Origin of the sequence: Ensifer adhaerens (assembly GCF_002940685.1) — a bacterium.
GTDB classification, from domain to species: domain Bacteria; phylum Pseudomonadota; class Alphaproteobacteria; order Rhizobiales; family Rhizobiaceae; genus Ensifer; species Ensifer adhaerens_E.
This window is the reverse complement of sequence record NZ_PNFP01000005.1, coordinates 58,160-80,514: the sequence shown is the minus strand read 5'-3', so window position 1 is coordinate 80,514 and position 22,355 is coordinate 58,160. Positions and strand designations below refer to the sequence as shown.

Genomic DNA, 22,355 nt, shown 5'->3' with positions numbered 1-22,355 from the left:
TTCAATCTCCTCTGCATGTGCCGCGTCGATCAAGGCAGGCGCAAGGATACATGCAGGCGTTCAAACGGCCAGTGCGTTGCGGGCGCTCGAATGCGCGCGCGACGCCATGGCGGGTGCAAGACCTATATGAACGCCGCCTCGGCCGAGTTCAAGAACCGTGAGCGGACGCGCGCGACGACTTGACGCTACACCCCGATTTGTCGATACCGAAAGGGAATGGGGAATAAGAAGTCCAATGAACGACGTGATCGAACCGGTTTCCGCAACGCTTGCCGAGCGGGCGAAGCTTGTACTCGGTAAACGCAATCTCGTGTTCATCGGCCTGATGGGGGCCGGCAAGTCGGTCATCGGCCGCTTGACGGCCCAGGCGCTTGGCGTTCCCTTCGTCGATTCCGACCACGAGATCGAGCGCGTGTCGCGCATGACGATCAGCGATCTCTTTGCCCGCTACGGCGAAGAGGAGTTCCGCGCGCTGGAGACGCGGGTGCTGAAACGGCTCTTGCGCAGCGGGCCGCGCGTGGTCTCGACCGGTGGGGGCGCCTATATCAACGAGCGATCGCGCCGCCAGATCAAGAAGGGCGGCCTGACGGTCTGGCTCAATGCCGAACTCGATGTGCTGTGGGAGCGGGTCAACAAGCGCGACACCCGGCCGCTGCTGAAGACGGAAAATCCCAGGCAGACGCTCGAAAACCTGATGAACGCGCGCTATCCGATCTATGCCGAAGCCGACCTGACGGTGTTGTCGCGCGATGTGAGGAAAGAGACGATGGTGGAAGACGTTCTGACCGCCGTCATCGACTACCAGGACAAGAAGAACCATGAATAGCCATGCGATGCCTGCCGCCGAACGCAAAGTCCGCGTCGACCTCGGTGACCGTTCCTACGATATCCTCATCGGCCCCGGGCTGATCGCTGCGGCCGGTGAGGAGATCGCGGCGCGTCTCAAGGGGCGCAGGATGGCCGTGATTACCGACGAGAACGTGGCGCCGCGCTATCTCGAGCCGCTGATGGCGAGCCTCAAGGCGCGCGATATCGACGCCGTGTCGCTGGTGCTTCCCGCCGGCGAGAAGACCAAGAGCTTCGAGCACCTGATCCCGGTCTGCGAAACGGTGCTTGGCGCCCACATCGAGCGCAACGATGCGGTGATCGCGCTTGGCGGCGGCGTCATCGGCGATCTCACCGGCTTTGCCGCCGGCATCGTGCGTCGCGGCTCGCGCTTCATCCAGATCCCGACCTCGCTCCTGGCCCAGGTCGATTCCTCCGTCGGCGGCAAGACCGGCATCAATTCGCCGCACGGCAAGAACCTGATCGGCGTCTTCCACCAGCCGGACCTGGTGCTTGCCGATACCGACGTGCTCGATACGCTGAGTGAGCGCGAGTTTCGCGCCGGTTATGCCGAGGTTGCCAAATATGGGCTGATCGACAAGCCTGACTTTTTCGCCTGGCTTGAGAAGAACTGGCAGGCCGTGTTCGCCGGTGGAGCTGCCCGCATCGAGGCGATTGCCGTCAGCTGCCAGGCCAAGGCGGATGTGGTCGCCGCGGACGAGCGCGAGAATGGTCTGCGGGCGCTGCTCAATCTCGGCCACACCTTCGGCCACGCGCTGGAAGCGGCGACCGAATACGACAGCGCCCGGCTTGTGCACGGCGAGGGCGTCGCGATCGGCATGGTGCTGGCGCACCAGTTCTCGACGCGCATGAACCTTGCAAGCGCCGACGACGCGACCCGCGTCGAAGCGCATCTGAAGGCCGTGGGCCTGCCAACCCGCATGTCGGAAATTCCCGGCACCCTGCCGCCGGCCGAACGGCTGATGGACGCGATCGCTCAGGACAAGAAGGTCAAGGGCGGCAAGCTCACCTTCATCCTGACGAAGGGCGTCGGGCAATCCTTCGTTGCCGACGACGTGCCGGCGTCGGAGGTCTTAAGCTTCCTGAGGGAAAAACACCCGCAATGACCGGCGAAGCCTTCATTGCCTTTCTGGCGGAGTACTGGCTGTCGATCCTCTCGGTCTTCTGCCTGCTGCTGCTGTCGGCCTTCTTCTCGGGCTCGGAGACGGCGCTGACGGCCGCCTCGCGCTCGCGCATGCACACGCTCGAAAACAACGGCGAGGAGCGGGCGGGTATCGTCAACCGGTTGATCGAGCGGCGAGACCGGCTGATCGGCACGCTCTTGATCGGCAACAATCTCGTCAACATTCTCGCGTCGTCGCTGACGACGAGCCTCTTGATCGGCCTCTTCGGCGACAGCGGCGTTGCGATCGCAACGCTCGCCATGACCGTGCTGCTCGTCATCTTCTCGGAGGTGCTGCCGAAAAGCTGGGCGATTGCCTCGCCCGACCGGTTCGCGATTGCCGTCGCGCCGCTCGTCCGGCCCTTCGTCGCGGTCGTCGGCCCGGTTTCGAGCCTCGTCAACGGCATCGTGCGGCGTATCCTCAATCTCTTCGGCGTCAATCTTGCCGCCGACATGTCGATGCTGTCGGCGCATGAGGAACTGCGCGGCGCCGTGGACCTGCTTCATCGCGAGGGCTCGGTGATCAAGGCGGATCGCGACCGGCTGGGCGGCGTGCTCGATCTCGGCGAGCTCGAAATTTCCGACATCATGATCCACCGCACGAGCATGCGGGCGATCAATGCCGACGAACCGCCCGAGAGCTGTGTGCGCGACATCCTTGAAAGCCCGTTCACGCGGCTGCCGCTGTGGCGCGGCTCGACCGACAACATCATCGGCGTCGTACATTCCAAGGATCTTTTGCGCGCGCTCGCGGAGCCGAATGTCGAGCCTGAGAACCTCGATATCGTCAGGATCGCGCAGAAGCCCTGGTTCGTGCCCGATACGACCAATCTCAAGGACCAGTTGAACGCGTTTCTCCGCCGCAAGCTGCATCTGGCGATCGTGGTCGACGAATATGGCCAGGTTCAGGGCCTTGTGACGCTGGAGGATATTCTGGAAGAGATCGTCGGCGACATTGCCGACGAGCACGACCTCGACATTCAGGGCGTCAGGCAGGAGGCTGACGGCTCGATCGTCGTCGACGGTTCGGTGCCGATCCGCGACCTCAATCGCGCGCTCGACTGGTCGCTGCCCGACGAGGAGGCGACGACGGTCGCGGGTCTCGTGATCCACGAATCCAAGAGTATCCCGGAGGAGCGTCAGGCCTTCACCTTCCACGGCAAGCGCTTCATCGTGATGAAGCGGGTGAAGAACCGCATCACCAAGCTGCGCATCCGCCCGGCGGAAGAGGGCGCCCCGCCGGCCTGATTGCCGCGACGGCTGCTACCAGCGGGTAGGCTCGCCGGGGGCTGTGGCCTCGACAGCGAGCGCATGCAGGCCCGCGTCGAGTTCGGGCTTCAGGAGGTCGTTGATGGCGCGGTGCCGGGCGACCCGGCTCATGCCCGTGAACGCGCTCGAAACGATGCGAACGCGCAAATGCGACTCGCCACTGCCATCGAAGCCCGGCTGATGGCCGGCATGCATGTGGCTCTCGTTGATGACGGCCAGTCTCTCCGGATGGAAGGCCTCGATCAGCTTCTTTTCGATCGTGTCCGTGAGCGACATTCTTCCGTCCCATTTTGCTGTTTGCTTGGCGCCCCCTCGCAGTTCTTGAGAACCTGGCAATCGCTGGCTGGGCGGCGCAAAATGCCCGCACAAAGCCAGCAACATTCCGCTTTGTCAATTCTTGTTGTGGCCTCGGCCAAACCCCATAATGAGCGCCATGAGACTCGATTCAAAATACTTCGATCGCATTCGAACCCGGCGCAAGGTCGAGCCGCAGGCGGAGCCGGCGGCCCCCGTCTGTCAGTGGGACGGTTGCGATCAGAAGGGTGTGCACCGGGCGCCCGTCGGTCGCAACGCCGAAGGGCAGTACTTCATGTTCTGCTTCGAGCACGTGAAGGAATACAACAAGGGCTACAACTTTTTCTCCGGTCTCTCCGACAGCGAAGTCGCGCGCTACCAGAAGGAAGCGATCACCGGCCACCGGCCGACCTGGACCGTCGGCGTCAACAAGAACGCCAAGAACGGCCCCACTCAGTCGCAGATGCGCTCCGGCTCCGCCGGCGCCCAGGCGCGCATGCGCGATCCCTTCGGCTTCGTCAGCGAAGCGCGCGCCCGTTCCGGCCGTCCGGAACCGCGCCAGCGCAAACTGAAGACACTTGAAGCCAAGGCCTTCGACACGCTCGGTCTTGGCGCCTCGGCGACGGCTGCCGACATCAAGGCGGCCTACAAGGATCTCGTCAAAAAGCATCACCCCGATGCCAATGGCGGAGATAGAGGATCGGAAGAGCGTTTTCGCGCCGTTATTCAAGCCTACCAATTGTTAAAACAGGCTGGTTTCTGCTAACAACGCGGATTATTACAGAAGCACTTTTGCAGGCGAATGCGCGGGTGCCGTCCGGTGGCCGCTCTGGAGACATGATGAGCAAGATTGACCTCGACATTTCGAACCTCCCCGACACGACGATCTCGGTCCGGGAGGTTTTCGGCATTGATACGGATTTGCGCGTTCCTGCCTATTCGAAGGGCGACGCCTATGTTCCGGACCTCGATCCGGACTACCTCTTCGATCGCGAAACGACGCTCGCCATTCTCGCAGGCTTCGCCCACAACCGACGCGTGATGGTGTCGGGCTATCACGGCACCGGCAAGTCGACCCATATTGAGCAGGTCGCTGCCCGCCTCAACTGGCCGTGCGTGCGCGTCAACCTCGATAGCCATGTCAGCCGTATCGACCTCGTCGGCAAGGATGCGATCGTCGTCAAGGACGGCATGCAGGTCACCGAGTTCAAGGACGGCATCCTGCCCTGGGCCTACCAGCACAACGTTGCGCTTGTCTTCGACGAGTACGACGCCGGCCGCCCGGACGTGATGTTCGTCATCCAGCGGGTTCTCGAATCCTCCGGCCGCCTGACGCTGCTCGACCAGAGCCGCGTCATCCGCCCGCACCCGGCCTTCCGGCTGTTTGCGACCGCAAACACGGTCGGCCTCGGCGACACCACCGGCCTCTATCACGGCACGCAGCAGATCAACCAGGCGCAGATGGACCGCTGGTCGATCGTCACCACGCTGAACTATCTGCCGCATGACAAGGAAGTCGACATCGTCGCCGCCAAGGTCAAGGGCTTCACTGCCGACAAGGGCCGCGAGACCGTCTCCAAGATGGTGCGCGTCGCCGACCTCACGCGCGCAGCCTTCATCAATGGCGATCTTTCGACCGTGATGAGCCCGCGTACGGTCATCACCTGGGCCGAAAACGCCCATATCTTCGGCGACATCGCCTTCGCCTTCCGCGTGACCTTCCTCAACAAGTGCGACGAGCTGGAGCGGGCGCTGGTCGCCGAGCACTATCAGCGCGCCTTCGGCATCGAGCTGAAGGAAAGCGCTGCCAACATCGTGCTCGAAGCCACCGCCTGATCCCACGGCCTGCCGTCCCCTTCGGGGGAGGGCGGGCCATGACGCTGTGGCAAACCGGATGACGCCCCACTGGGGCGCCGTCGCCTCTGGCTGAAGAAGGAACTGTCGTGAGCTCGAATTCGAAGGCAAAGCCAACCACGCGCGAGAATGCTGCGGAACCGTTCAAACGAGCGCTTTCCGGCTGCATCCGATCGATCGCGGGCGATGCCGAGGTGGAAGTCGCCTTCGCCAACGAGCGGCCGGGCATGACCGGTGAGCGCATCCGTCTGCCGGAGCTTTCCAAGCGTCCGACGCTGCAGGAGCTTGCCGTCACGCGTGGTCTCGGCGACAGCATGGCGCTGCGCAAGGCCTGCCACGATGCGCGCATTCACGCGACCATGTCGCCGCAAGGGGCGGACGCGCGCGTGATCTTCGACGCGGTGGAGCAGGCTCGCGTCGAGGCGATCGGCGCGCTGCGCATGGCTGGTGTCGCCAAGAACCTCAACGTCATGCTCGAAGAGAAATACGCCAAGGCGAATTTCGCAACGATCGAGCGCCAGGCGGACGCGCCGCTCGGCGAGGCCGTGGCGCTGCTGGTGCGCGAAAAGCTCACCGGCCAGAAGCCGCCGGCATCCGCCGGCAAGGTGCTCGACCTCTGGCGGGAGTTCATCGAGGGCAAGGCTGCCGGCGACATCGCGAACCTGTCGTCGACGATCAACGACCAGCAGGCCTTCGCCCGGGTCGTTCGCGACATGCTGACGTCGATGGAAGTCGCCGAGAAATACGGTGACGACGACATCGAGCCGGACGAGCAGGAGAGCGAGACCGACGAAGACCAGCCGCGCAGCCAGGAGCAGGACGAAAACGCCAGCGACGAGGAGGCCGGCGACGACGCTGCCCCCGCCGATGAAAACCAGGCTGCCGAAGAGCAGATGGAAGAAGGCGAGATGGACGGCGCGGAGATCTCCGACGACGATCTCCAGGACGAAGGCGACGAGGACAGCGAAACGCCCGGCGAGGTCAAGCGTCCGAACCAGCCCTTCGCCGACTTCAACGAGAAGGTCGACTACGCCGTCTTCACCCGCGAGTTCGACGAAACCATCGCCTCGGAAGAACTGTGTGACGAGGCCGAGCTCGATCGGCTGCGCGCCTTCCTCGACAAGCAGCTCGCCCATCTCCAGGGCGCGGTCGGCCGGCTTGCCAACCGCCTGCAGCGCCGGCTGATGGCGCAACAGAACCGTTCCTGGGAGTTCGATCTCGAAGAGGGTTATCTCGACTCGGCGCGGCTTCAGCGCATCATCATCGATCCGATGCAGCCGCTCTCCTTCAAGCGGGAGAAGGATACCAACTTCCGCGATACGGTGGTGACGCTGCTGATCGACAATTCCGGCTCCATGCGCGGCCGTCCGATCACCGTTGCCGCCACCTGCGCCGACATCCTGGCGCGCACGCTGGAGCGTTGCGGCGTCAAGGTCGAGATCCTCGGCTTTACCACCAAGGCTTGGAAGGGCGGGCAGTCGCGCGAAAAGTGGCTTGCCGGCGGCAAGCCGCAGGCACCCGGCCGGCTCAACGACCTGCGCCACATCGTCTACAAGTCCGCCGACGCGCCATGGCGCCGGGCACGCCGCAATCTCGGCCTGATGATGCGCGAGGGCCTGCTCAAGGAGAACATCGACGGCGAGGCGCTGATCTGGGCCCATGAGCGACTGATGGCGCGGCGCGAGCAGCGGCGTATCCTGATGATGATCTCGGACGGTGCGCCGGTCGACGACTCGACGCTTTCGGTTAACCCCGGAAACTATCTGGAGCGGCACCTGCGCGCGGTCATCGAGCAGATCGAAACCCGCTCGCCGGTGGAACTGCTGGCGATCGGCATCGGCCACGACGTGACGCGCTACTATCGTCGCGCCGTTACGATCGTCGATGCCGACGAACTTGCGGGCGCGATGACCGAGCAGCTGGCCGCGCTCTTCGAGGACGAAAGCCAGCGCCGCGGTTCCTCGCGCCTTCGCCGCGCCGGGTGATCCTTCGATCGGGGGCGGTCCTCAACCGCCCCTGGGCCGCCATTCGGCGGCTGCACGCATTGCTGCTACGCGAAGTCAATTTACGGACATAGTTTTACGGTCTACCAAGCTACCATGCGTGGTGGCGCTCCCTGTGGTCACACGCCGCCTCATTCCCGACGCTCCCCTGAAGGTACTTCTCCTTATGCTTGGCCGTGGACTCCTAGCGCTTTTCCTCCTGGTTTCGGCCTGTCCGGCATGGTCCGCTCCCGCTAGCGAAGACCTGCCGATCCGCAGCCGCCAGATCAACAATTTCGCGGTCGGCTCCAGCGCCACCCGATTTGGCGCCCTGGAGTTTCTGGGCGGCCTGGAGATGACCTCGTCAAACCCGCTGTTCGGCGCCGTTTCGGCGATCCGTTTTCGTCCAGACGGTACGTCTTTCGTCGCCATCATGGACACCGGCCACTGGCTGGAAGGTGCGGTGACTCGCGACGAGCAGGGGCGGCTTTCCGGTATCACCAAGCTGACCGCCACGCCGATGGCGGATCGCAACGGCGATGTCGGCCTGGCGAAATGGAAGGTGGATTCGGAAGGACTTGCGCTTCGCAATGGGCAGGCGGTCGTCAGCTACGAGCAGGCCCATCGCATCGACATCTATCCGGATCCGGGTTTTGCCGGTTCAACCCCGATCGGCAGCCTGGCGCTGCCGTTTCCAATCAGCGAGCTGCGCAACAATGCCGGCATCGAGACGATTGCCGTTTCGCCCAAGGATAGCCCACTTGCAGGCGCGATGATCGCGATTGCCGAGCGAAGCGTTGACAAGGCGGACAATCTGCTCGCGGGCATTCTCGACGGGCCGCAGCGCGGCGCATTCAGCGTCGTGCGCAAGGACCCCTATGCGGCGACCGATGGTGCGTTTCTGCCGAACGGCGACCTGCTTCTCCTGGAGCGGCGCTTTTCCTTCGGCTCGGGGCTCGGCATGCAGATCCGCCGGATTGCCGGCGACACCATCAAGCCCGGTGCTGTGGTCGATGGCGAGATCATCTTCCAGGCGGACATGCGCTACCAGATCGACAACATGGAGGGCCTCGACGTCGTCGTGCTGCCCGATGGCGAAGTCCGCGTCATCGTCGTCTCCGACGACAACCACTCGATCCTCGAACGCAACCTGATGCTCGAATTCCGGCTCAACGCCGCGCTGACGCAGTAAGCTCAATCCTGAAAGCGAGGTCTCCGTTTACCACTGCGGAGGTTAGAACGAGGACGGGTGAAGGAACGGGCCGTTCCGCCTGCCCGGACCCGCAGGAGGCGCGAACAAGCCGGTCCGGCGCTTGACGCCATCCCGACAAGGGCCTATTGGCCGATTGTCCGTTGAAGGAGATTTATGCGCAGAGGCTGAAAACTTACCCGCATTCGCGGTTGTTCAAGGCGCCGAACAGGCGTCCCTCTTGACGCATATCTATTGAACGGAAAAACCATGAAAAATATGGATGTGATGATCCGCGCCTACCGGGCTGCGGACCTGGAAGAACTGTCGGCCATCTGGTTCGATGCCTCGCTGACGGCCCACGCATTTATCGGTGAGGCGCGACTGCGCGAGCAGCGCCTGCTGATCGAGACCGTCTATCTGCCGAACGCCGAGACCTGGGTTGCCACGCGCGGTGGCGAACCGGCCGGGTTCATCAGCCTGCTCGACGATTTCATCGGCGGGCTGTTCGTGTCGCCGCGACACCAGGGTGCCGGCATCGGCCGCTTGCTGACGTCGCACGCCCTGCAGCTGAAGGGGCAGCTCCGGTTGGAGGTCTACACCGCCAACGCGCAAGCCTATGCCTTCTACGAAAACCTCGGCTTTGAAGAGCAGTCGCGGCGGTCGGAAGACGACGAGGGTCTGCCATTCGAAAACGCGCAGATGCTTTTGAAGAGGCGCTAGAATGTGAAGTGCGGGGAAGGGCTGCCGCTCTTCCCCGCATTGGCAATTCATGTTCCGTCACCGCCCAAACACGCGGGGCGCAGCGTGCCGGAAAGCGGCCTTCAGGCCGCCTGCTTTTCCGCAGCGGGCATCGGCTTCACGATGCTCATCAGCGCGCCATAGGGGAGCAGCATGACGAGGCCGCAGAGGATCTTGACGCTCAAGTCGCCGATCGCCCAGGAGATCCAGCGCGGCGCCTCGGTCGAGAGCACGCCGAGCAGCGGTGCGGTTTCCAGCGCGAAGCTGTCGTTCGGGCCGAAGAACACGAAGAATGGCGCAAAGGCGAAGGAGAAGAACATCGCCGTATCGAGCGCCGAGCCGATCAGCGAGCCGGCCAGCGGAGCATGCCACCAGCTCTGGCGGCGCAGCCTGTTGAACACCGAGATATCCAGGAGCTGGCCGAACAGGAAGGCCGAACCGGAAGCAATCGCAATGCGCGGCGTGGCGGCGACGAAGGAAAGCAGGATGGCGACGATGAAGCCTGCGACCACCACGCGGCGTGCGATACGCGGTCCAAACTGGCGGTTGGTAAGGTCGGTCACCAGGAAGGCGAAGGGATAGCTGAAGGCGCCCCAGGTGAGCAGGTCACCGAGCTGCATGCCGGCGATCGAGCCAGGCAGCGGAAACTGGACGAGGAAGTTGGAGGCGACGACCACGAGGGTCATCAGCGCGACATAGACGAAGAAGGTGCGATTGATCAGCATTTTTTTATCCTGGGGTATGCCACCAGCTAGAGGAACGGAAGTCGGGCAACGTACCCAACCGATGAGGCAAAAGATGCGCACGAGAAAAAGGCTTGCCGGATGAACCCGCAAGCCTTTTAAACGCGTGTCAAAGACGGTGCGCTGGCGCCGATCAGGCGGCTTCAGCAACCTTCTTGACGATCTGGCGACGCAGCAGGCGAGCGCGCATGCTCAGCTCGTTCTCGTCCGACTTCAGCAGGAAGGCGTCGAGGCCGCCACGGTGTTCAACCGAGCGGAGAGCAGCTGCGGAAACGCGCAGGCGGTAGCGCTGGCCGAGAGCATCGGAAATCAGCGTGACGTTGCACAGGTTCGGCAGGAACCGGCGCTTGGTCTTGTTGTTGGCGTGGCTTACATTGTTGCCCGACTGGACGCCCTTGCCGGTCAATTCGCAACTACGGGACATAGTACACCTATTCTCTTTTATCGCCGCCGGACAATGCGGTAGCGGGCCCAGAGCCCAGGCCGCGTTCCTATTGGCCATTATTGGAAAGTCGCGGTTCTATAGTCAGAGACGGCCCGTCCGTCAAGCCAAACCTCTTGCATTCTCGGAAAACCGTGGTTTTTCCCGGCAGTTCTTCGTATGCGAAGCGCTGTCAGGGCAAGAATAATGCCTCACGAGACCCATTCCAAGCGGTTTTGCTATGCGCTATTTCTTGACCGAGGACACACGATGGTCTGGTTTCCGTGAGCGGACCGACCCCGTAGCCGGCGGCAGCGGAATGGGCGCAGAAAAGCCGTAAATACCCTGCATTTCAGGGTATTGCGGCGACATTCAAGTGATGGATTTCTTAGGGCATGAAGTTGCGAAATGGTTTTCGCGGGGCAGTGCTGCTTTCCGCGGTCTTGTTTTCCACAGCCTCATCGGCCGCCGATGTCGAGCATCTGACGGATTACAGCATCTCGCTCGCCGGTCTGCCGGTGGCGCGCGCGTCTTTCCACACCGAGCTTCAAAAGAATCGCTACACGATTTCAGGAACGCTGAAGTCGGCTGGCCTGCTCGACATCCTCAGCCGCACGTCAGGCCAGACGCAGGTTTCGGGTGTGGTCGACAAGAATTACCTGCGCGCGTCGCAATATTCGATGTCCTATCGCAGCGGCTCCAAGAGCCGCGCTATCAGCGTTACCTATCGCGACGGCAATGTGGTGCACGCGAGCATGACGCCGAAGCGCACGCCGCTGCCGAAGAACTGGGTTCCGGTCACCTCGCGCGACATGCGCAATGTTCTCGATCCGCTTTCGGGCCTGATCATTCCCGCCGAGGCACGCGTCTGCCCCAACACCCTGCCGATCTTCGACGGCGAGTCGCGGCTTGACATCAAGCTTTCGCCCAAGGGCACCAGGCCCTTCAAGACCAAGGGCTTCGAAGGAGAGGTGATCGTCTGCGGCATCCGCTTCGTGCCGAAGGCCGGCTACAAGAAGGGCCGAGAGGATGTCGAATATCTGCGGCGCCTGCAGACGATGGAGATCTGGTTTGCCAAGGCGCCGGCCGTGAACGTCTATGCCCCCGTCTATGTCCGCATCCCCACCAAGCTCGGACCGGTCACGGTTTCGGCGACGCGATTTGGTGGTTGACGCGCGATCGCGTGCAACTAAAAGGTTAAATACCACCAAGCACCGTGATTTTGACGGCGCAGGTTTCCGTTGAGAGAAATCGCGCCCGGGGACGACTATGAAACTCAAGGCAACTCTGATCGGGTTTTCGGCCATCCTGATGTGGTCGCTTCTGGCGCTGTTCACGACGGCCTCCGGCAAGATGCCACCCTTTCAGCTTTCGGCGATCTGCTTCCTGATCGGCAGCCTGCCGGGGCTGGTCGTGCTGGCGCTGAGGCCGGAACGGCTGGCGCTGCTGAAGCAGCCCGCGAAGGTCTGGATCACGGGCATTGCCGGCCTGTTCGGCTATCACTTCCTCTACTTCACGGCGCTGCGCAATGCGCCAGCGGTGGAGGCGGGGCTGATCGCCTATCTCTGGCCGCTCTTGATCGTCGTCGGTTCGGCTTTGCTGCCCGGTGAGCGGCTGCGCTGGTATCATATCGCCGGCGCTCTATCGGGCCTTGTCGGCACGATCCTGATCGTCGCGCGCAATGGCGTTGCCTTCGACGATGCCTATCTCATCGGCTATGGCGCCGCCTTTCTCTGCGCTTTCACATGGTCGGGCTATTCGCTCATCACCCGTCGCTTCGAAGCGGTCTCGACGGATGTGGTCACCGGTTTCTGCCTCGCCACGTCTCTCCTGTCCTTCGTCTGCCATCTGGCGCTCGAAACGACGGTCTGGCCGGCGACGACCTTCGAATGGCTGGCAGTCGCCGGCCTCGGCCTGTTGCCGGTGGGCGCGGCCTTCTATGCGTGGGATTACGGGGTGAAGAACGGCGACATCCAGCTTCTCGGCGTATCGAGCTATGCAGCGCCGGTGCTCTCGACGCTGATCCTGATCCTCTTCGGCTTTGCCGAGCCGTCCTGGCGCATTGCGCTTGCCTGTATGTTCGTCACCGGCGGCGCGGTGCTCGCAGCGAAGGATCTGATCTTGCGCAAGGATCAGGCGGCCGCGCAGCCGGCGGAGTAGTGTCGAATTTTGCTATCGGGATGGCGGCTCCCAGTCCGGAGCCGCCATTTCGAAGGCAGCAAAGTCGAATGCCGGCGCGACCGTGCAGCCGACCAGCGTCCAATCGCCAAGCGAAGCCGCAGACTGCCACCAGTTGGCCGGGACCACACCCTGCGGCCGCTCGCCTGCCCGGATGTCGGCGCCAAGCCGCAGCGTTTCGGCGGGCTTGCCGTCCTCGGCGATGCTGAGCTCGAGCGGCGCGCCGGCGTGGTAGTGCCAGATCTCCACGGCGTCGCGAACGCGGTGCCAGTGGGAGCGTTCGCCACGCTCCAGGAGATAGTAGATCGCCGTCGAATGGCCACGCGGTCCGCCGGCGGGGTCGCGAAAGGTCTCGATGTACCAGCCGCCCTCCGGATGGCGCGTGAGGCCGAGCGCCGCGATGATCTGTGCCGCCGTCTGTGCTTCAGCCACTAGAAATTATCCTTGCGCTTGCGGATTTCCGCGAAGACCGCGGCATTGTCGGCGTCTGGCATGCCGAGATGGGCGCGGATGCCGGGGTCGCTGGCGCGCAGGAACGGGTTCGTGCGCTTTTCCAGACCGATCGTCGTCGGCGCGGTAAAGCCGCCGTCGCAGCGCGTCTCCTCGATTTCGGTCGCGCGGGCCTTGAGTTCGGCATTCTCGGGGTCGACGGTCACGGCAAAGCGGGCATTGGACAGCGTGTATTCGTGGCCGAAATAGACGGTCGTGTCGTCGGGCAGCGCCATCAGCCGGCTAAGGGATTTCCACATGGTCGCCGGTGTCCCCTCGAACAGGCGGCCACAGCCGAGCGCAAACAGCGTGTCGGCGGCAAAGAGCAGCTTGTCCTCCGGGAAATGGAAGCAGATGTGACCGGCCGTATGCCCCGGCGTCTCGATCACCTCGATGGGGCGGCCCGCAAACTCGAAGCGCTCGCCGTCGCGCACGGCCTTGTCGAGGCCGGGGATTTTCGAGGCTTCGCCGAAGGGGCCGATGATCGAGACGCCGAAGCGTTCCTTCAGCGCGTCGTTGGCGGCGACGTGGTCGCCGTGGTGGTGGGTCGTCAGGATGTGGGTAAGGTTCCAGCCGCGGCGCTCCAGCGCCTCCAGGATCGGTGCCTCCTCCGGCGCGTCGATCGAGGCCGTCAGACCGCTTTCGGGATCATGGATGAGCACGCCGAAATTGTCGGTGCGGCAGAGAAAGAGGTCGAGTTCGAGCGCGGCCATGGCAGGTCCTCCGGTCAGGAGAGAGGGGATGCTGCCGAATGTAGCGACGCCCGCCTTGAAGTCTACCGCTTCGAAGCTAACATGTTGCGAATGCATACCGATATCGTCGACCTTCGCGAATTCTATCACTCCGAGCTTGGCCGGATGGCGGAGCAATCCGTCACGATGGCGTTGTCTTCCGTCTGGGCGCGCCTGCCGGACGAGCGGCTGGTCGGCCTCGGTTATGCCGTTCCCTATCTCGAACGGTTCCGCAAGGACACGGAGCGCACCTTCGCTTTCATGCCGGCGGGGCAGGGCGCGGTGAACTGGCCGGTTGCCGAGCGCTCCTCGACGGCGCTGGTGTTCGATGAGGAGTTGCCGTTGCCGGACGCTTCGATCGACCGGGTGCTGATGGTGCATTCGCTGGAATTTGCCGAGAGCCCGCGCGAAACGATGAAGGAGATCTGGCGGGTGCTGGCGCCGGGCGGCCGGCTCGTCATCGTCGTGCCCAATCGGCGCGGCGTCTGGGCGCGCATGGAGCATACGCCCTTCGGCTCCGGCCGGCCTTATTCGCGCGGGCAGCTGACGGCGCTCCTGCGCGAGACCAACTTCACCCCCGGCGCCACGGCGGATGCCTTGTTCTTTCCGCCGTCGAAGCTGCGGGCGATCCTCAGGCTGCGTCGGGGCTTCGAGCGCCTTGGCCGCTGGCTCTGGCCGGTCTTTTCCGGCGTCATCGTCGTCGAGGCGCAGAAGCGGCTGTATCAGGGACTGCCGGTTGCCGCCCGCGCGTCGCGCCGCGTCTTCGTGCCGGTGCTTGCGCCGCAGGGCGTGCCGAGCACGCGCGAACAGGCCCGGCCCACCCGATAACGTGCAGCGTCCGGCGGCGGACCCTCGACAAAAGCCGCTTGCGCCGGTAATGGCTTGACCTCTTTTCCTGCCTATCGCGCCCCGCGCCTGCCAAGGCGCGCAAAGGTCGCCGTAGCACCTAGATGGCAATAGAAAGCTGACCTGATGAGCCTTGCTTCGAAGAGCCCTGAGCCGCGTCCCGGAATTATGGACATTGCCGCTTATGTGCCGGGCAAGGAGCATGCGCCCGGCGTCGCCAAGGTGCATAAACTCTCGTCGAACGAGACGCCGCTCGGCGCCAGCCCGAAGGCGATCGAGGCCTTCCAGGCGATGGCCTTCAATCTGGAGCGCTATCCGGATGGTCAGGCACGCGCGCTGCGGGAGGCGATCGGCGCCGTGCACGGGCTCAACCCTGCAAACATCATGTGCGGCAACGGCTCGGACGAGTTGCTCGGGCTGCTCTGCCACACCTATCTCGGGCCCGGCGACGAAGGCATCATCACCGAGCATGGCTTCCTCGTCTACAAGATCCAGATCCTGGCGGCGGGTGCGACGCCCATGACCGTCAAGGAAAAGGATGCGCGCGTCGATGTGGACGCTATCCTTTCCGCGGTCACCGAGCGGACCAAGATGGTCTTTCTCGCCAATCCCGCCAATCCGACCGGCACCTATATCCCGGTCGACGAAGTCCGCCGGCTGCACGCGGGCCTGCCCGAAGGCGTGCTGCTGGTGCTCGACGCGGCCTATGCCGAATATGTGCGCCGCAACGATTACGCCGCCGGTCTTGAACTCGTCTCGGCCAGCCGCAACGTGGTGATGACCCGCACCTTCTCGAAGATCTATGGCCTTGCGGGCCTGCGCATCGGCTGGATGTATGCGCCGCCGGAAGTGATCGACGCTGTCGACCGTGTCCGCGGGCCGTTCAACCTCAGTGCGCCCTCGATCGCCGCGGGTGCGGCCGCGATCCGCGATCAGGCCTTCGTCGCGACGGCCGTCGATCACAATCTCACCTGGCTTGGGCGTGTCAGCGAGGCGCTCTCGGCGATCGGGCTGCGTATCACGCCCTCGGTCACGAATTTCGTGCTGATCCACTTCCCCGACGAGGACGGCAAGCGGGCGGAGGAGGCCGATGATTTCCTGACCCGTCGCGGCTACATCCTGCGCGCGGTCCGCAGCTACGGCTTCTCGAATGCCTTGCGTATGACGATCGGCTCCGCGGAAGCCAACGAGGGCGTCATCGCGGCGCTGACCGAATTCATGGGACGGAAATAATGGCTCAGCAGTTTGAAACGATCGCCCTCATCGGCATTGGCCTCATCGGCTCGTCGATCGCGCGCGAAATCCGCGAGAAGCAGCTTGCCGGCACGCTCGTCGTCTCCACCCGCAGCGAGGCGACGCTGAAGCGCACGCAGGAACTCTCGCTCGGCGATCGCTATACGTTGTCGGCGGCGGACGCCGTACGCGACGCGGACCTCGTCATCGTCTCGGTCCCGGTCGGTGCGTCCGGCGCCGTTGCCGCCGAGATCGCCGCGCATCTGAAGCCCGGCGCGATCGTCACCGATGTCGGCTCAACCAAGGGCTCGGTGATCGCGCAGATGGCGCCGCATCTGCCCGAGAACGTGCATTTCGTGCCGGGGCACCCGATCGCCGGCACCGAGCATTCCGGCCCGGACGCCGGCTTCGTCGGCCTCTTCCGCGGCCGCTGGTGCATCCTGACGCCGCCCCCGGGCGCGGACGAGGAAGCAGTGGCGCGGCTGCGGCGCTTCTGGGAAACGCTCGGTTCCATGGTCGAGGAGATGGATGCCGAGCATCACGACAAGGTGCTGGCGATCGTTTCGCACCTGCCGCACATCATCGCCTACAACATCGTCGGAACCGCGGATGACCTGGAGACGGTAACCGAGTCCGAAGTCATCAAGTACTCCGCCTCCGGCTTCCGTGATTTCACCCGTCTGGCGGCATCCGATCCGACCATGTGGCGCGACGTCTGCCTGCACAACAAGGATGCGATCCTGGAGATGCTGGCGCGGTTTTCGGAGGATCTTGCCTACCTGCAGCGGGCGATCCGCTGGGGTGACGGCGACAAGCTCTTCGACCTTTTCACCCGCACCCGCGCTATCCGCCGCTCGATCATCCAGGCGGGCCAGGATACAGCGATGCCCGACTTTGGCCGGCATGCCATGGATCAGAAATAACCTGAGCAGATCAAGGAAGACCGTAGAGCGGTCTTCCTTCCTTCCTTTAAGGCGTATGACCATAGCCTAAAGCGTCGGCAGAACGCCGATCGGGATGAAGGCCAGAAACGCCGTACCGTCGCGCACGTTGAGCTTCACGGTCGCCGCGTTCTTGCCGTTGGCCAGCGCCTTCAGCATGTTGGCGGTGTTGTCGACGAGGTTGGCGTCGTCGGGGATGAGCGTGACCAGGTTGGCGCGCCAGGCCTCGATGTTGGTCATCGTCAGCGAGAACTCGCCGGAGATCAGTCCCTGATCGTTGACCGAGAACGGCCCGGTAAGCTTGGCGTTCATGCCGGAGCCGAGGTCGAGGGTGAGCTGCCTCAGCTCGCCCTTGCTGCCGCGAAACATCTCCGGTGTCGGAGGGGTCGTCATCCATCCGGCCCGGTCGGTGAAGGTCAGGTCGGCGGCAACGGTCGCCGGCGGTGCGAGGCTCGGGCCTTCCTCGGGCCGCAGGTCGAGCTTGTCGACGCTCAGGGCCGCGTCAAGGTCCGCGCCGTTCTGGCGCAGATGCACCTCGCCGTGGCTGGCGCCGAAGCCGAGGCCGTCGCCGGAAAGCGGCAGCCGCACGCGACCGGTGAGGTTGTCGTAGGTCAGCGACGTGCGGTCAACGCCGGACAGGGTCGCGCGCACGCTTGCATGCAGAAGCGTCCAGTCGGCGAAGATGTTGAGGCCGGGGGAGGCCCGGATCTCGGCCGGACCGTCGAGCTCGATGATCGCGTGGCCCGGCTGGTAGACCTGCGCGGCAGTCCTGAGCGCTCCGAAGGAAGCCGAGGTGCCGTTGCGGGTGTCGTCGAGATGGACCTTGTCGCAGAAGAGGCCGATACGGAACGGATAACCGCGCACGTCCATGTTCGTGCATTCGCCGCCAAGGCCGGCTGCCTGTCCCTCGGCGAGGCGGGTTGCAAGCCGCTTCTCGATCTGATCGGCGGCAAGGAACCAGCCGGCCGAATAGATACCGGCGACAAGCACGACGCCTGCCGTCAGCCAGCGGAACTTCCGGCTGACCGGCGATGGGTTGGAGACTGCGGTGGCCGACATGGGCGCGAATACCTCACTCAATAGGATCGAGGCTGCCTTTCGGGTGGCGCCGTCGATCCGCAAAACTATTCTTCCGTTCAGATGCACGAGGACGAGCTTGTCTCTTTCGTGCCGGGATGCTGTGCCGTAGAAACCGACATGGCCGACCGTCCCACGGGGCCGATCGTGATTCGGCGGCGAGAACAGCAGCGCGGGTTGAATGACAGTGGATATGGACGAATTTTGGGTCTTTGGCTACGGCTCGCTGATGTGGAACCCGGGCTTTGCCTTCGAGGAGAAGCTGACGGCGCGGGCCTTCGGTTTTCGCCGATCACTCTGCGTGCATTCCTGGGTGCACCGCGGCACCGAGAAGCGGCCGGGCCTGGTGCTCGGGCTCGACCGTGGCGGCTCCTGTATCGGAACGGCGTTTCGCGTCGAACGCGGACAGCAGTCAGATGTCGTCGACTATCTGCGCGAGCGTGAACTGGTGACCCATGTCTATAAGGAGCGCACCATGCCGGTGCTGCTTGCCGACGGCCGCCGCGTTCCGGCGCTCGCCTATGTCATCGACCGCGCCCACATCCAGTATGCGGGCGCGCTGAGCACGGCGGAGGCGGCCGGCATCGTCGCGGTCTCGACGGGAAAATCCGGGCCGAACAGCGAATACGTGTTCAACACGCTCGCCCATCTGAAAGAGATGGGCATCCGCGATCACTGGCTGGAAGAGGTGGTCGGATTGCTGGAACAGGCGCCGCGTTCGGCCCAGGCCTGACGGTTCAGGCCCGGCCTTCCGCCTTCAGTTCCTTCATCCGCTGCTCGGCGGTCGGCGGCAGCGGCACGTGCGGATTGGCCTTCACCGTTTCAACGAGCAACTCGTCGCTCGCCTTTTCCGTTACCTCGACAAGCTTCTTGAGGAAGGCGTCCGGGTCCATGCCCGCCTCGATCGGCGGCAGGATGCGGACCTTGAAGTGGCCGGGGAAGCGCAGGAACTTGCGGCGCGGCCAGAAAAGGCCGGGATGCATGGCGACCGGCACGACCGGCACGTTCAGATCGCGATAGAGGCGGGCGATGCCGTACTTGTATTCCGGCGGCGCTCCCGGCGGACGGCGGGTGCCTTCCGGGTAGATGATGAGCTCGCGGCCCGTCGCCATTTCCTGCTTGGTGCGGTCCATGACGCCGGTCATCGCCTTGCCGCGCGCCGCGCGGTTCACCGGCACCATGCGCTGCTTGAGGACGTACCAGCCGAAGAGCGGAATCCAGGTCAGCTCGCGCTTGAGAATGTAGAAAGGATCGCTCAGCCAAGGAAGCAGCGCATAGGCGTCCCAGAAAGACTGGTGCTTGGGCGCGAAGATGTAGGGCACATCAGGAATATTCTCCAAGCCCTCGATCTCGAAGGTCGTGCCGACCATCTTTTCCATGAGCCAGTGATTGCTGCGCACCCAGTTCTTCGGCACGAACCAGGCCTTCTTGCGTGGCAGCAGGAAGTAGATCGGGGTCAGCACGATCATCTGCACGATCAGATTGGCGTAGAACACCACGTTGAAAAGGATCGAACGCAAGACGATCATCAGGCACGCTCTCGTAGGCGAGGTCTCAAGGGGACCGGCGTCTTTGAGCCGGTTGATCGCTGCCTACACGATTAAGTGCTGAAGGAAAACTGCTCTGTTTCACTTTGCAGCGGCGAAGGCTGTTCCTGCCGGCCCTTATTCTTCGGCGGGCGTCGCGCGCGACGCGTCGGTGCGCAGGCCGCTGGTCGGGCGGGCGCCGGCGAGGTCGCGTATCGAAGCCACCGTATACTTGCCGAATTCCAGAAGGATCGACTTCAGCACCATCGGGTTGCGCAGCCAGTTTGTCGTCTTCAGATCGGAGTTGACGACCGGGTAGGGGATGAACTCCGTTTCCGGACGGGCGCGGCGCAGTTCCAGGAGGCTTCGCGGCATGTGATAGTTGTTGGTGACGACGAGCACGCTCGCATAGCCGCGATCGCGGATCCATTGGGCCGCTTCCGTGGCGTTGCCGATGGTGTCGATCGCCTCGTGGCCGATATCGACGCAGCACTTGAAAAGATCGGCCGAGCTCTGGGTGTTGCGGCGGATCTGGCTGCCTGTCGTCGTCGGGTGTACGCCGGAGATCAAGAGGCGCTTGCCGGCGCCGCCCTTCAGGAGATCGACCGCCTGGTCGATGCGCTGGAAACCGCCGGTCAGAACCACGATCGCGTCGGCCTTGGGATGAACAGGCGGCTGCAGGGAGGCGACCGAGTCGGCAAAGTTCAGGAAGGCGGCGATCAGGATTGCCAGCGGCAATAGCAGGACGAAGAAGGTTCGGCGGAGAATTTTGCGCAGCAGACTGCGGGGCCGCCGGCGATCGTCGGCATTCCCGTGCCATTTGCCTCCTCCGGCCATTCCGTTCCCGCGTAGCTCTCGCGCCATCATGATTCTCTTCACATAGCCGCAGATTGCGGCAAGGAATAGATCGGGTGGCGGTGAAACATCAGGCGGCTCAGCTTTGGTAGAGGTCGGTGCGGCCGGGGTCCGAACGGATGAGGTCGATCTCGTAGATCGTGCGGGTGACCGTCAGCCGCGCCGTGACCGTCGTCAGGATGGCGATGACGACGATGATCGCGGCGATGCCGAGATAGCCGCCGTAGCCAATGGTGAAGGTCCCGAAGAGGGCGGTGGCCTGGTCGGTCTCGGGTGTCGCCAGGGTCCGGGACTGCCAGAAGCCCGCGAGCGCGAAGGAGAGTGCTGCCAGCAGGCCGCCAGCACCGGCGCCCTTGAGGCTGATCCTGAGGAAATGCTTCTGGAACTCCGAGGCGACGAAACCGGCTTCGGCGCCGACGAAATGCAGCACCTCGACGATATGCCGATTGCCCGACAGCGCGCCACGCGTCGCGAAGACCACCGTCAGCACCATGGCGGAAAACACCAGTGCCAGCACGCCGGTGCCGATCATCGCCGTGGTGTTGGCCATGGCGACCAGCCGGTCGACCCAGGTGCGGTGGTCGTCGAGGAAAGCCTGCGGGATCGTTTCGGTCAACGCCTTGCGCATGCCGGCGAAGTCTGGCGGGTTGTTTTCGTCGATGGTGATGATGACGAGGCGCGGAACGGGCAGTTCATCAAGATCGAGGCCTTCGCCGAGCCAGGGTTCGAGCAGGCGGGCGGTGGCGGCGCGGTCGACGATCTTGCCGTCCGTCGTGCCGTTGAAGGTCAACGCCAGATCGCGGGCGTCGGCGAGCGCCTTTTCCATGTCGAGGTTGTCGTCCGGCTTGATCTGGATGGTGATCTCGCGGGAGATCTGCGACTGCCAGCTCTGGGCCGTGGCTCGCACCATGCTGACGCCGCCGAGCGTCAGGCAGGCGAGGAACGACATGATGGCGATGACGCACATCAGCGCATGGCCGGACACATTGCTCGACGGCACGATCGGGCCGGTCGGGCGCACGCGCATCTCCGTCCGCCGCTGTTGTGCCTCCGGTGCCTGTTCGGGCACATCCTTTTGGCGTTTCGTGCGGCTGTCACTCATAGATGTCGAGCCGCCCCTGCGAGAGGATCATGCGTCGCGCCTCCACCTGGTCCATCAGCGACAGATCGTGGGTGGCGATGACGACGGCCGTGCCGAGCCGGTTGAGCTCGAGGAAGAGATTGAGCAGGCGCTTTGCCATCGGCGGGTCGACGTTGCCGGTCGGCTCGTCGGCGAGCAGGATTTCCGGTCGGTCGATCAGCGCCCGGGCAATCGCCGCACGCTGCTTCTCACCGCCGGAAAGAACCGGCGGCAGCACGTTGATGCGCTCGCCGAGACCCACCCATTTCAGGAGCTCGATCACGTCGGCCCGGTAGCTCGCCTCTTCCTTGCCGCGCACGCGCAAAGGCAGCGCGACATTCTCGTAGGTCGTGAGATGTTCGAGCAGGCGAAAATCCTGGAAGACGATGCCGACCCGCCGGCGCAGCATCGGGAACTCCTCGCGCGGGATCGACGAGATGTTGCGGTCGAACATGCGGATCAGCCCGCGCGTCGGCTGCAGCGAGAGGAAAAGAAGCCGCAGGAGCGTGGTCTTGCCGGCGCCCGACGGGCCGGTCAGGAACTGGAACGAACGGCGTGGAATGTCGAAGGTCAGGTCCCGGAGGATTTCCGGTCCCATGCCATAACGCAGTCCGACGTTCTCAAAGTGAATCAAGCGGCAGCCCAGTCTCTCTCACGGCCTTGCAACCGATGGCCGGTTCCGGTCCTCCGCGCATAGGACGACCAGCCACGAAAGGCAAAACCGCCAGCGGAATCATGGTTAAGTGACGGTTAATTTTTCATGAAAAGGCGCCGCTTTCGCGACGTCTTTCCGAAACATTAACCATTCCGGTTTACGTGTCGGAAAGATTTGATGCAATGCCTAGATTCTTGCACCGC

The 22,355-nt window shown here is 63.8% G+C and carries 24 protein-coding genes; 14 read left to right on the top strand and 10 right to left on the bottom strand.

Annotated features, from left to right (window positions below):
* Positions 1 to 235 precede the first annotated feature (235 nt).
* The 3 genes from C1A35_RS11430 to C1A35_RS11420 are packed head-to-tail and all read left to right on the top strand — an operon-like array spanning position 236 to position 3,256.
* A complete protein-coding gene (locus tag C1A35_RS11430) occupies positions 236 to 826 on the top strand; it encodes a shikimate kinase (RefSeq protein ID WP_104664451.1) in 591 nt (196 codons plus the stop codon).
* Positions 819 to 1,952, top strand: coding sequence for a 3-dehydroquinate synthase (gene aroB / locus C1A35_RS11425; protein WP_104664450.1), 1,134 nt, complete (start codon positions 819 to 821; stop codon positions 1,950 to 1,952). The genes C1A35_RS11430 and aroB overlap by 8 nt, the downstream gene beginning before the upstream one ends.
* Positions 1,949 to 3,256: an HlyC/CorC family transporter gene (locus C1A35_RS11420; protein ID WP_104664449.1), complete on the top strand. Its 1,308-nt coding sequence runs from the start codon at positions 1,949 to 1,951 to the stop codon at positions 3,254 to 3,256. The genes aroB and C1A35_RS11420 overlap by 4 nt, the downstream gene beginning before the upstream one ends.
* Positions 3,257 to 3,271: 15 nt before the next feature.
* Here C1A35_RS11420 and C1A35_RS11415 read toward each other — a convergent pair whose 3' ends face one another.
* Entirely contained in the window at positions 3,272 to 3,553 is a 282-nt protein-coding gene (locus tag C1A35_RS11415; protein WP_104664448.1) for a BolA family protein, read from the bottom strand.
* Positions 3,554 to 3,701: 148 nt separating this feature from the next.
* On the opposite strand from C1A35_RS11415, the gene C1A35_RS11410 reads away from it, so the two are divergent.
* The 5 genes from C1A35_RS11410 to C1A35_RS11390 all read left to right on the top strand — a co-directional run bounded on the left by C1A35_RS11410 (position 3,702) and on the right by C1A35_RS11390 (position 9,319).
* Positions 3,702 to 4,337: a J domain-containing protein gene (locus C1A35_RS11410; RefSeq protein WP_104664447.1), complete on the top strand. Its 636-nt coding sequence runs from the start codon at positions 3,702 to 3,704 to the stop codon at positions 4,335 to 4,337.
* 74 nt (positions 4,338 to 4,411) lie between these two features.
* The gene (gene cobS, locus C1A35_RS11405; RefSeq protein ID WP_043623109.1) at positions 4,412 to 5,407 is read left to right on the top strand and encodes a cobaltochelatase subunit CobS; all 996 of its coding nucleotides are present in this window, start codon (positions 4,412 to 4,414) and stop codon (positions 5,405 to 5,407) included.
* Positions 5,408 to 5,514: 107 nt separating this feature from the next.
* Positions 5,515 to 7,410: a cobaltochelatase subunit CobT gene (cobT, locus tag C1A35_RS11400; protein ID WP_104664446.1), complete on the top strand. Its 1,896-nt coding sequence runs from the start codon at positions 5,515 to 5,517 to the stop codon at positions 7,408 to 7,410.
* 184 nt (positions 7,411 to 7,594) lie between these two features.
* Complete coding sequence (locus tag C1A35_RS11395) at positions 7,595 to 8,599, top strand: esterase-like activity of phytase family protein (protein WP_104664445.1); 1,005 nt, start codon at positions 7,595 to 7,597, stop codon at positions 8,597 to 8,599.
* Positions 8,600 to 8,866: 267 nt separating this feature from the next.
* Positions 8,867 to 9,319 carry a GNAT family N-acetyltransferase gene (locus C1A35_RS11390; RefSeq protein ID WP_104664444.1) on the top strand — a complete coding sequence of 151 codons (453 nt, stop codon included), beginning with the start codon at positions 8,867 to 8,869 and terminating at the stop codon, positions 9,317 to 9,319.
* Between the two features lie 101 nt (positions 9,320 to 9,420).
* Here C1A35_RS11390 and C1A35_RS11385 read toward each other — a convergent pair whose 3' ends face one another.
* Positions 9,421 to 10,062, bottom strand: a complete 642-nt coding sequence (locus tag C1A35_RS11385) for a VUT family protein (protein WP_104664443.1) — start codon at positions 10,060 to 10,062, stop codon at positions 9,421 to 9,423.
* Between the two features lie 151 nt (positions 10,063 to 10,213).
* Positions 10,214 to 10,504, bottom strand: coding sequence for a 50S ribosomal protein L28 (gene rpmB / locus C1A35_RS11380; RefSeq protein WP_034806568.1), 291 nt, complete (start codon positions 10,502 to 10,504; stop codon positions 10,214 to 10,216).
* A gap of 392 nt (positions 10,505 to 10,896) precedes the next feature.
* Here rpmB and C1A35_RS11375 point away from each other — a divergent pair, with 392 nt between their 5' ends.
* Positions 10,897 to 11,673 (top strand): DUF3108 domain-containing protein, encoded by a 777-nt coding sequence (locus C1A35_RS11375; RefSeq protein WP_104664442.1) that lies wholly within the window; start codon positions 10,897 to 10,899, stop codon positions 11,671 to 11,673.
* 97 nt (positions 11,674 to 11,770) lie between these two features.
* Complete coding sequence (gene yddG / locus C1A35_RS11370) at positions 11,771 to 12,661, top strand: aromatic amino acid exporter YddG (protein ID WP_104664441.1); 891 nt, start codon at positions 11,771 to 11,773, stop codon at positions 12,659 to 12,661.
* Positions 12,662 to 12,673: 12 nt separating this feature from the next.
* On the opposite strand, the gene C1A35_RS11365 is transcribed toward yddG, so the two are convergent.
* Positions 12,674 to 13,111: a cupin domain-containing protein gene (locus tag C1A35_RS11365; RefSeq protein WP_104664440.1), complete on the bottom strand. Its 438-nt coding sequence runs from the start codon at positions 13,109 to 13,111 to the stop codon at positions 12,674 to 12,676.
* Entirely contained in the window at positions 13,111 to 13,881 is a 771-nt protein-coding gene (gene gloB / locus C1A35_RS11360; RefSeq protein WP_104664439.1) for a hydroxyacylglutathione hydrolase, read from the bottom strand. The genes C1A35_RS11365 and gloB overlap by 1 nt, the downstream gene beginning before the upstream one ends.
* A gap of 81 nt (positions 13,882 to 13,962) precedes the next feature.
* Between gloB and C1A35_RS11355 the strand changes: the two genes are divergently transcribed.
* The 3 genes from C1A35_RS11355 (at position 13,963) to C1A35_RS11345 (ending at position 16,901) form a co-directional block, all read left to right on the top strand.
* On the top strand, positions 13,963 to 14,727 hold the full coding sequence (locus C1A35_RS11355) for a class I SAM-dependent methyltransferase (protein WP_104664438.1): 765 nt from the start codon (positions 13,963 to 13,965) through the stop codon (positions 14,725 to 14,727).
* Between the two features lie 144 nt (positions 14,728 to 14,871).
* Positions 14,872 to 15,978: a histidinol-phosphate transaminase gene (gene hisC / locus C1A35_RS11350; RefSeq protein WP_104664437.1), complete on the top strand. Its 1,107-nt coding sequence runs from the start codon at positions 14,872 to 14,874 to the stop codon at positions 15,976 to 15,978.
* Positions 15,978 to 16,901, top strand: coding sequence for a prephenate/arogenate dehydrogenase family protein (locus C1A35_RS11345; protein ID WP_199772916.1), 924 nt, complete (start codon positions 15,978 to 15,980; stop codon positions 16,899 to 16,901). Before hisC ends, C1A35_RS11345 begins: the two co-directional genes overlap by 1 nt.
* Positions 16,902 to 16,967: 66 nt before the next feature.
* On the opposite strand, the gene C1A35_RS11340 is transcribed toward C1A35_RS11345, so the two are convergent.
* The gene (locus C1A35_RS11340; protein WP_104664707.1) at positions 16,968 to 17,978 is read right to left on the bottom strand and encodes a DUF2125 domain-containing protein; all 1,011 of its coding nucleotides are present in this window, start codon (positions 17,976 to 17,978) and stop codon (positions 16,968 to 16,970) included.
* 199 nt (positions 17,979 to 18,177) lie between these two features.
* On the opposite strand from C1A35_RS11340, the gene C1A35_RS11335 reads away from it, so the two are divergent.
* Complete coding sequence (locus C1A35_RS11335; RefSeq protein ID WP_104664435.1) at positions 18,178 to 18,729, top strand: gamma-glutamylcyclotransferase; 552 nt, start codon at positions 18,178 to 18,180, stop codon at positions 18,727 to 18,729.
* A 4-nt stretch (positions 18,730 to 18,733) separates the two neighbouring features.
* On the opposite strand, the gene C1A35_RS11330 is transcribed toward C1A35_RS11335, so the two are convergent.
* The 4 genes from C1A35_RS11330 to ftsE all read right to left on the bottom strand — a co-directional run bounded on the left by C1A35_RS11330 (position 18,734) and on the right by ftsE (position 22,095).
* Positions 18,734 to 19,525 carry a lysophospholipid acyltransferase family protein gene (locus C1A35_RS11330; RefSeq protein ID WP_104664434.1) on the bottom strand — a complete coding sequence of 264 codons (792 nt, stop codon included), beginning with the start codon at positions 19,523 to 19,525 and terminating at the stop codon, positions 18,734 to 18,736.
* Between the two features lie 135 nt (positions 19,526 to 19,660).
* Positions 19,661 to 20,359 carry a YdcF family protein gene (locus C1A35_RS11325; RefSeq protein ID WP_104664433.1) on the bottom strand — a complete coding sequence of 233 codons (699 nt, stop codon included), beginning with the start codon at positions 20,357 to 20,359 and terminating at the stop codon, positions 19,661 to 19,663.
* A 97-nt stretch (positions 20,360 to 20,456) separates the two neighbouring features.
* A complete protein-coding gene (locus C1A35_RS11320) occupies positions 20,457 to 21,479 on the bottom strand; it encodes a cell division protein FtsX (protein ID WP_104664432.1) in 1,023 nt (340 codons plus the stop codon).
* Positions 21,472 to 22,095: a cell division ATP-binding protein FtsE gene (ftsE, locus tag C1A35_RS11315; protein WP_234822850.1), complete on the bottom strand. Its 624-nt coding sequence runs from the start codon at positions 22,093 to 22,095 to the stop codon at positions 21,472 to 21,474. Before ftsE ends, C1A35_RS11320 begins: the two co-directional genes overlap by 8 nt.
* Between the last annotated feature and the right edge of the window lie 260 nt (positions 22,096 to 22,355).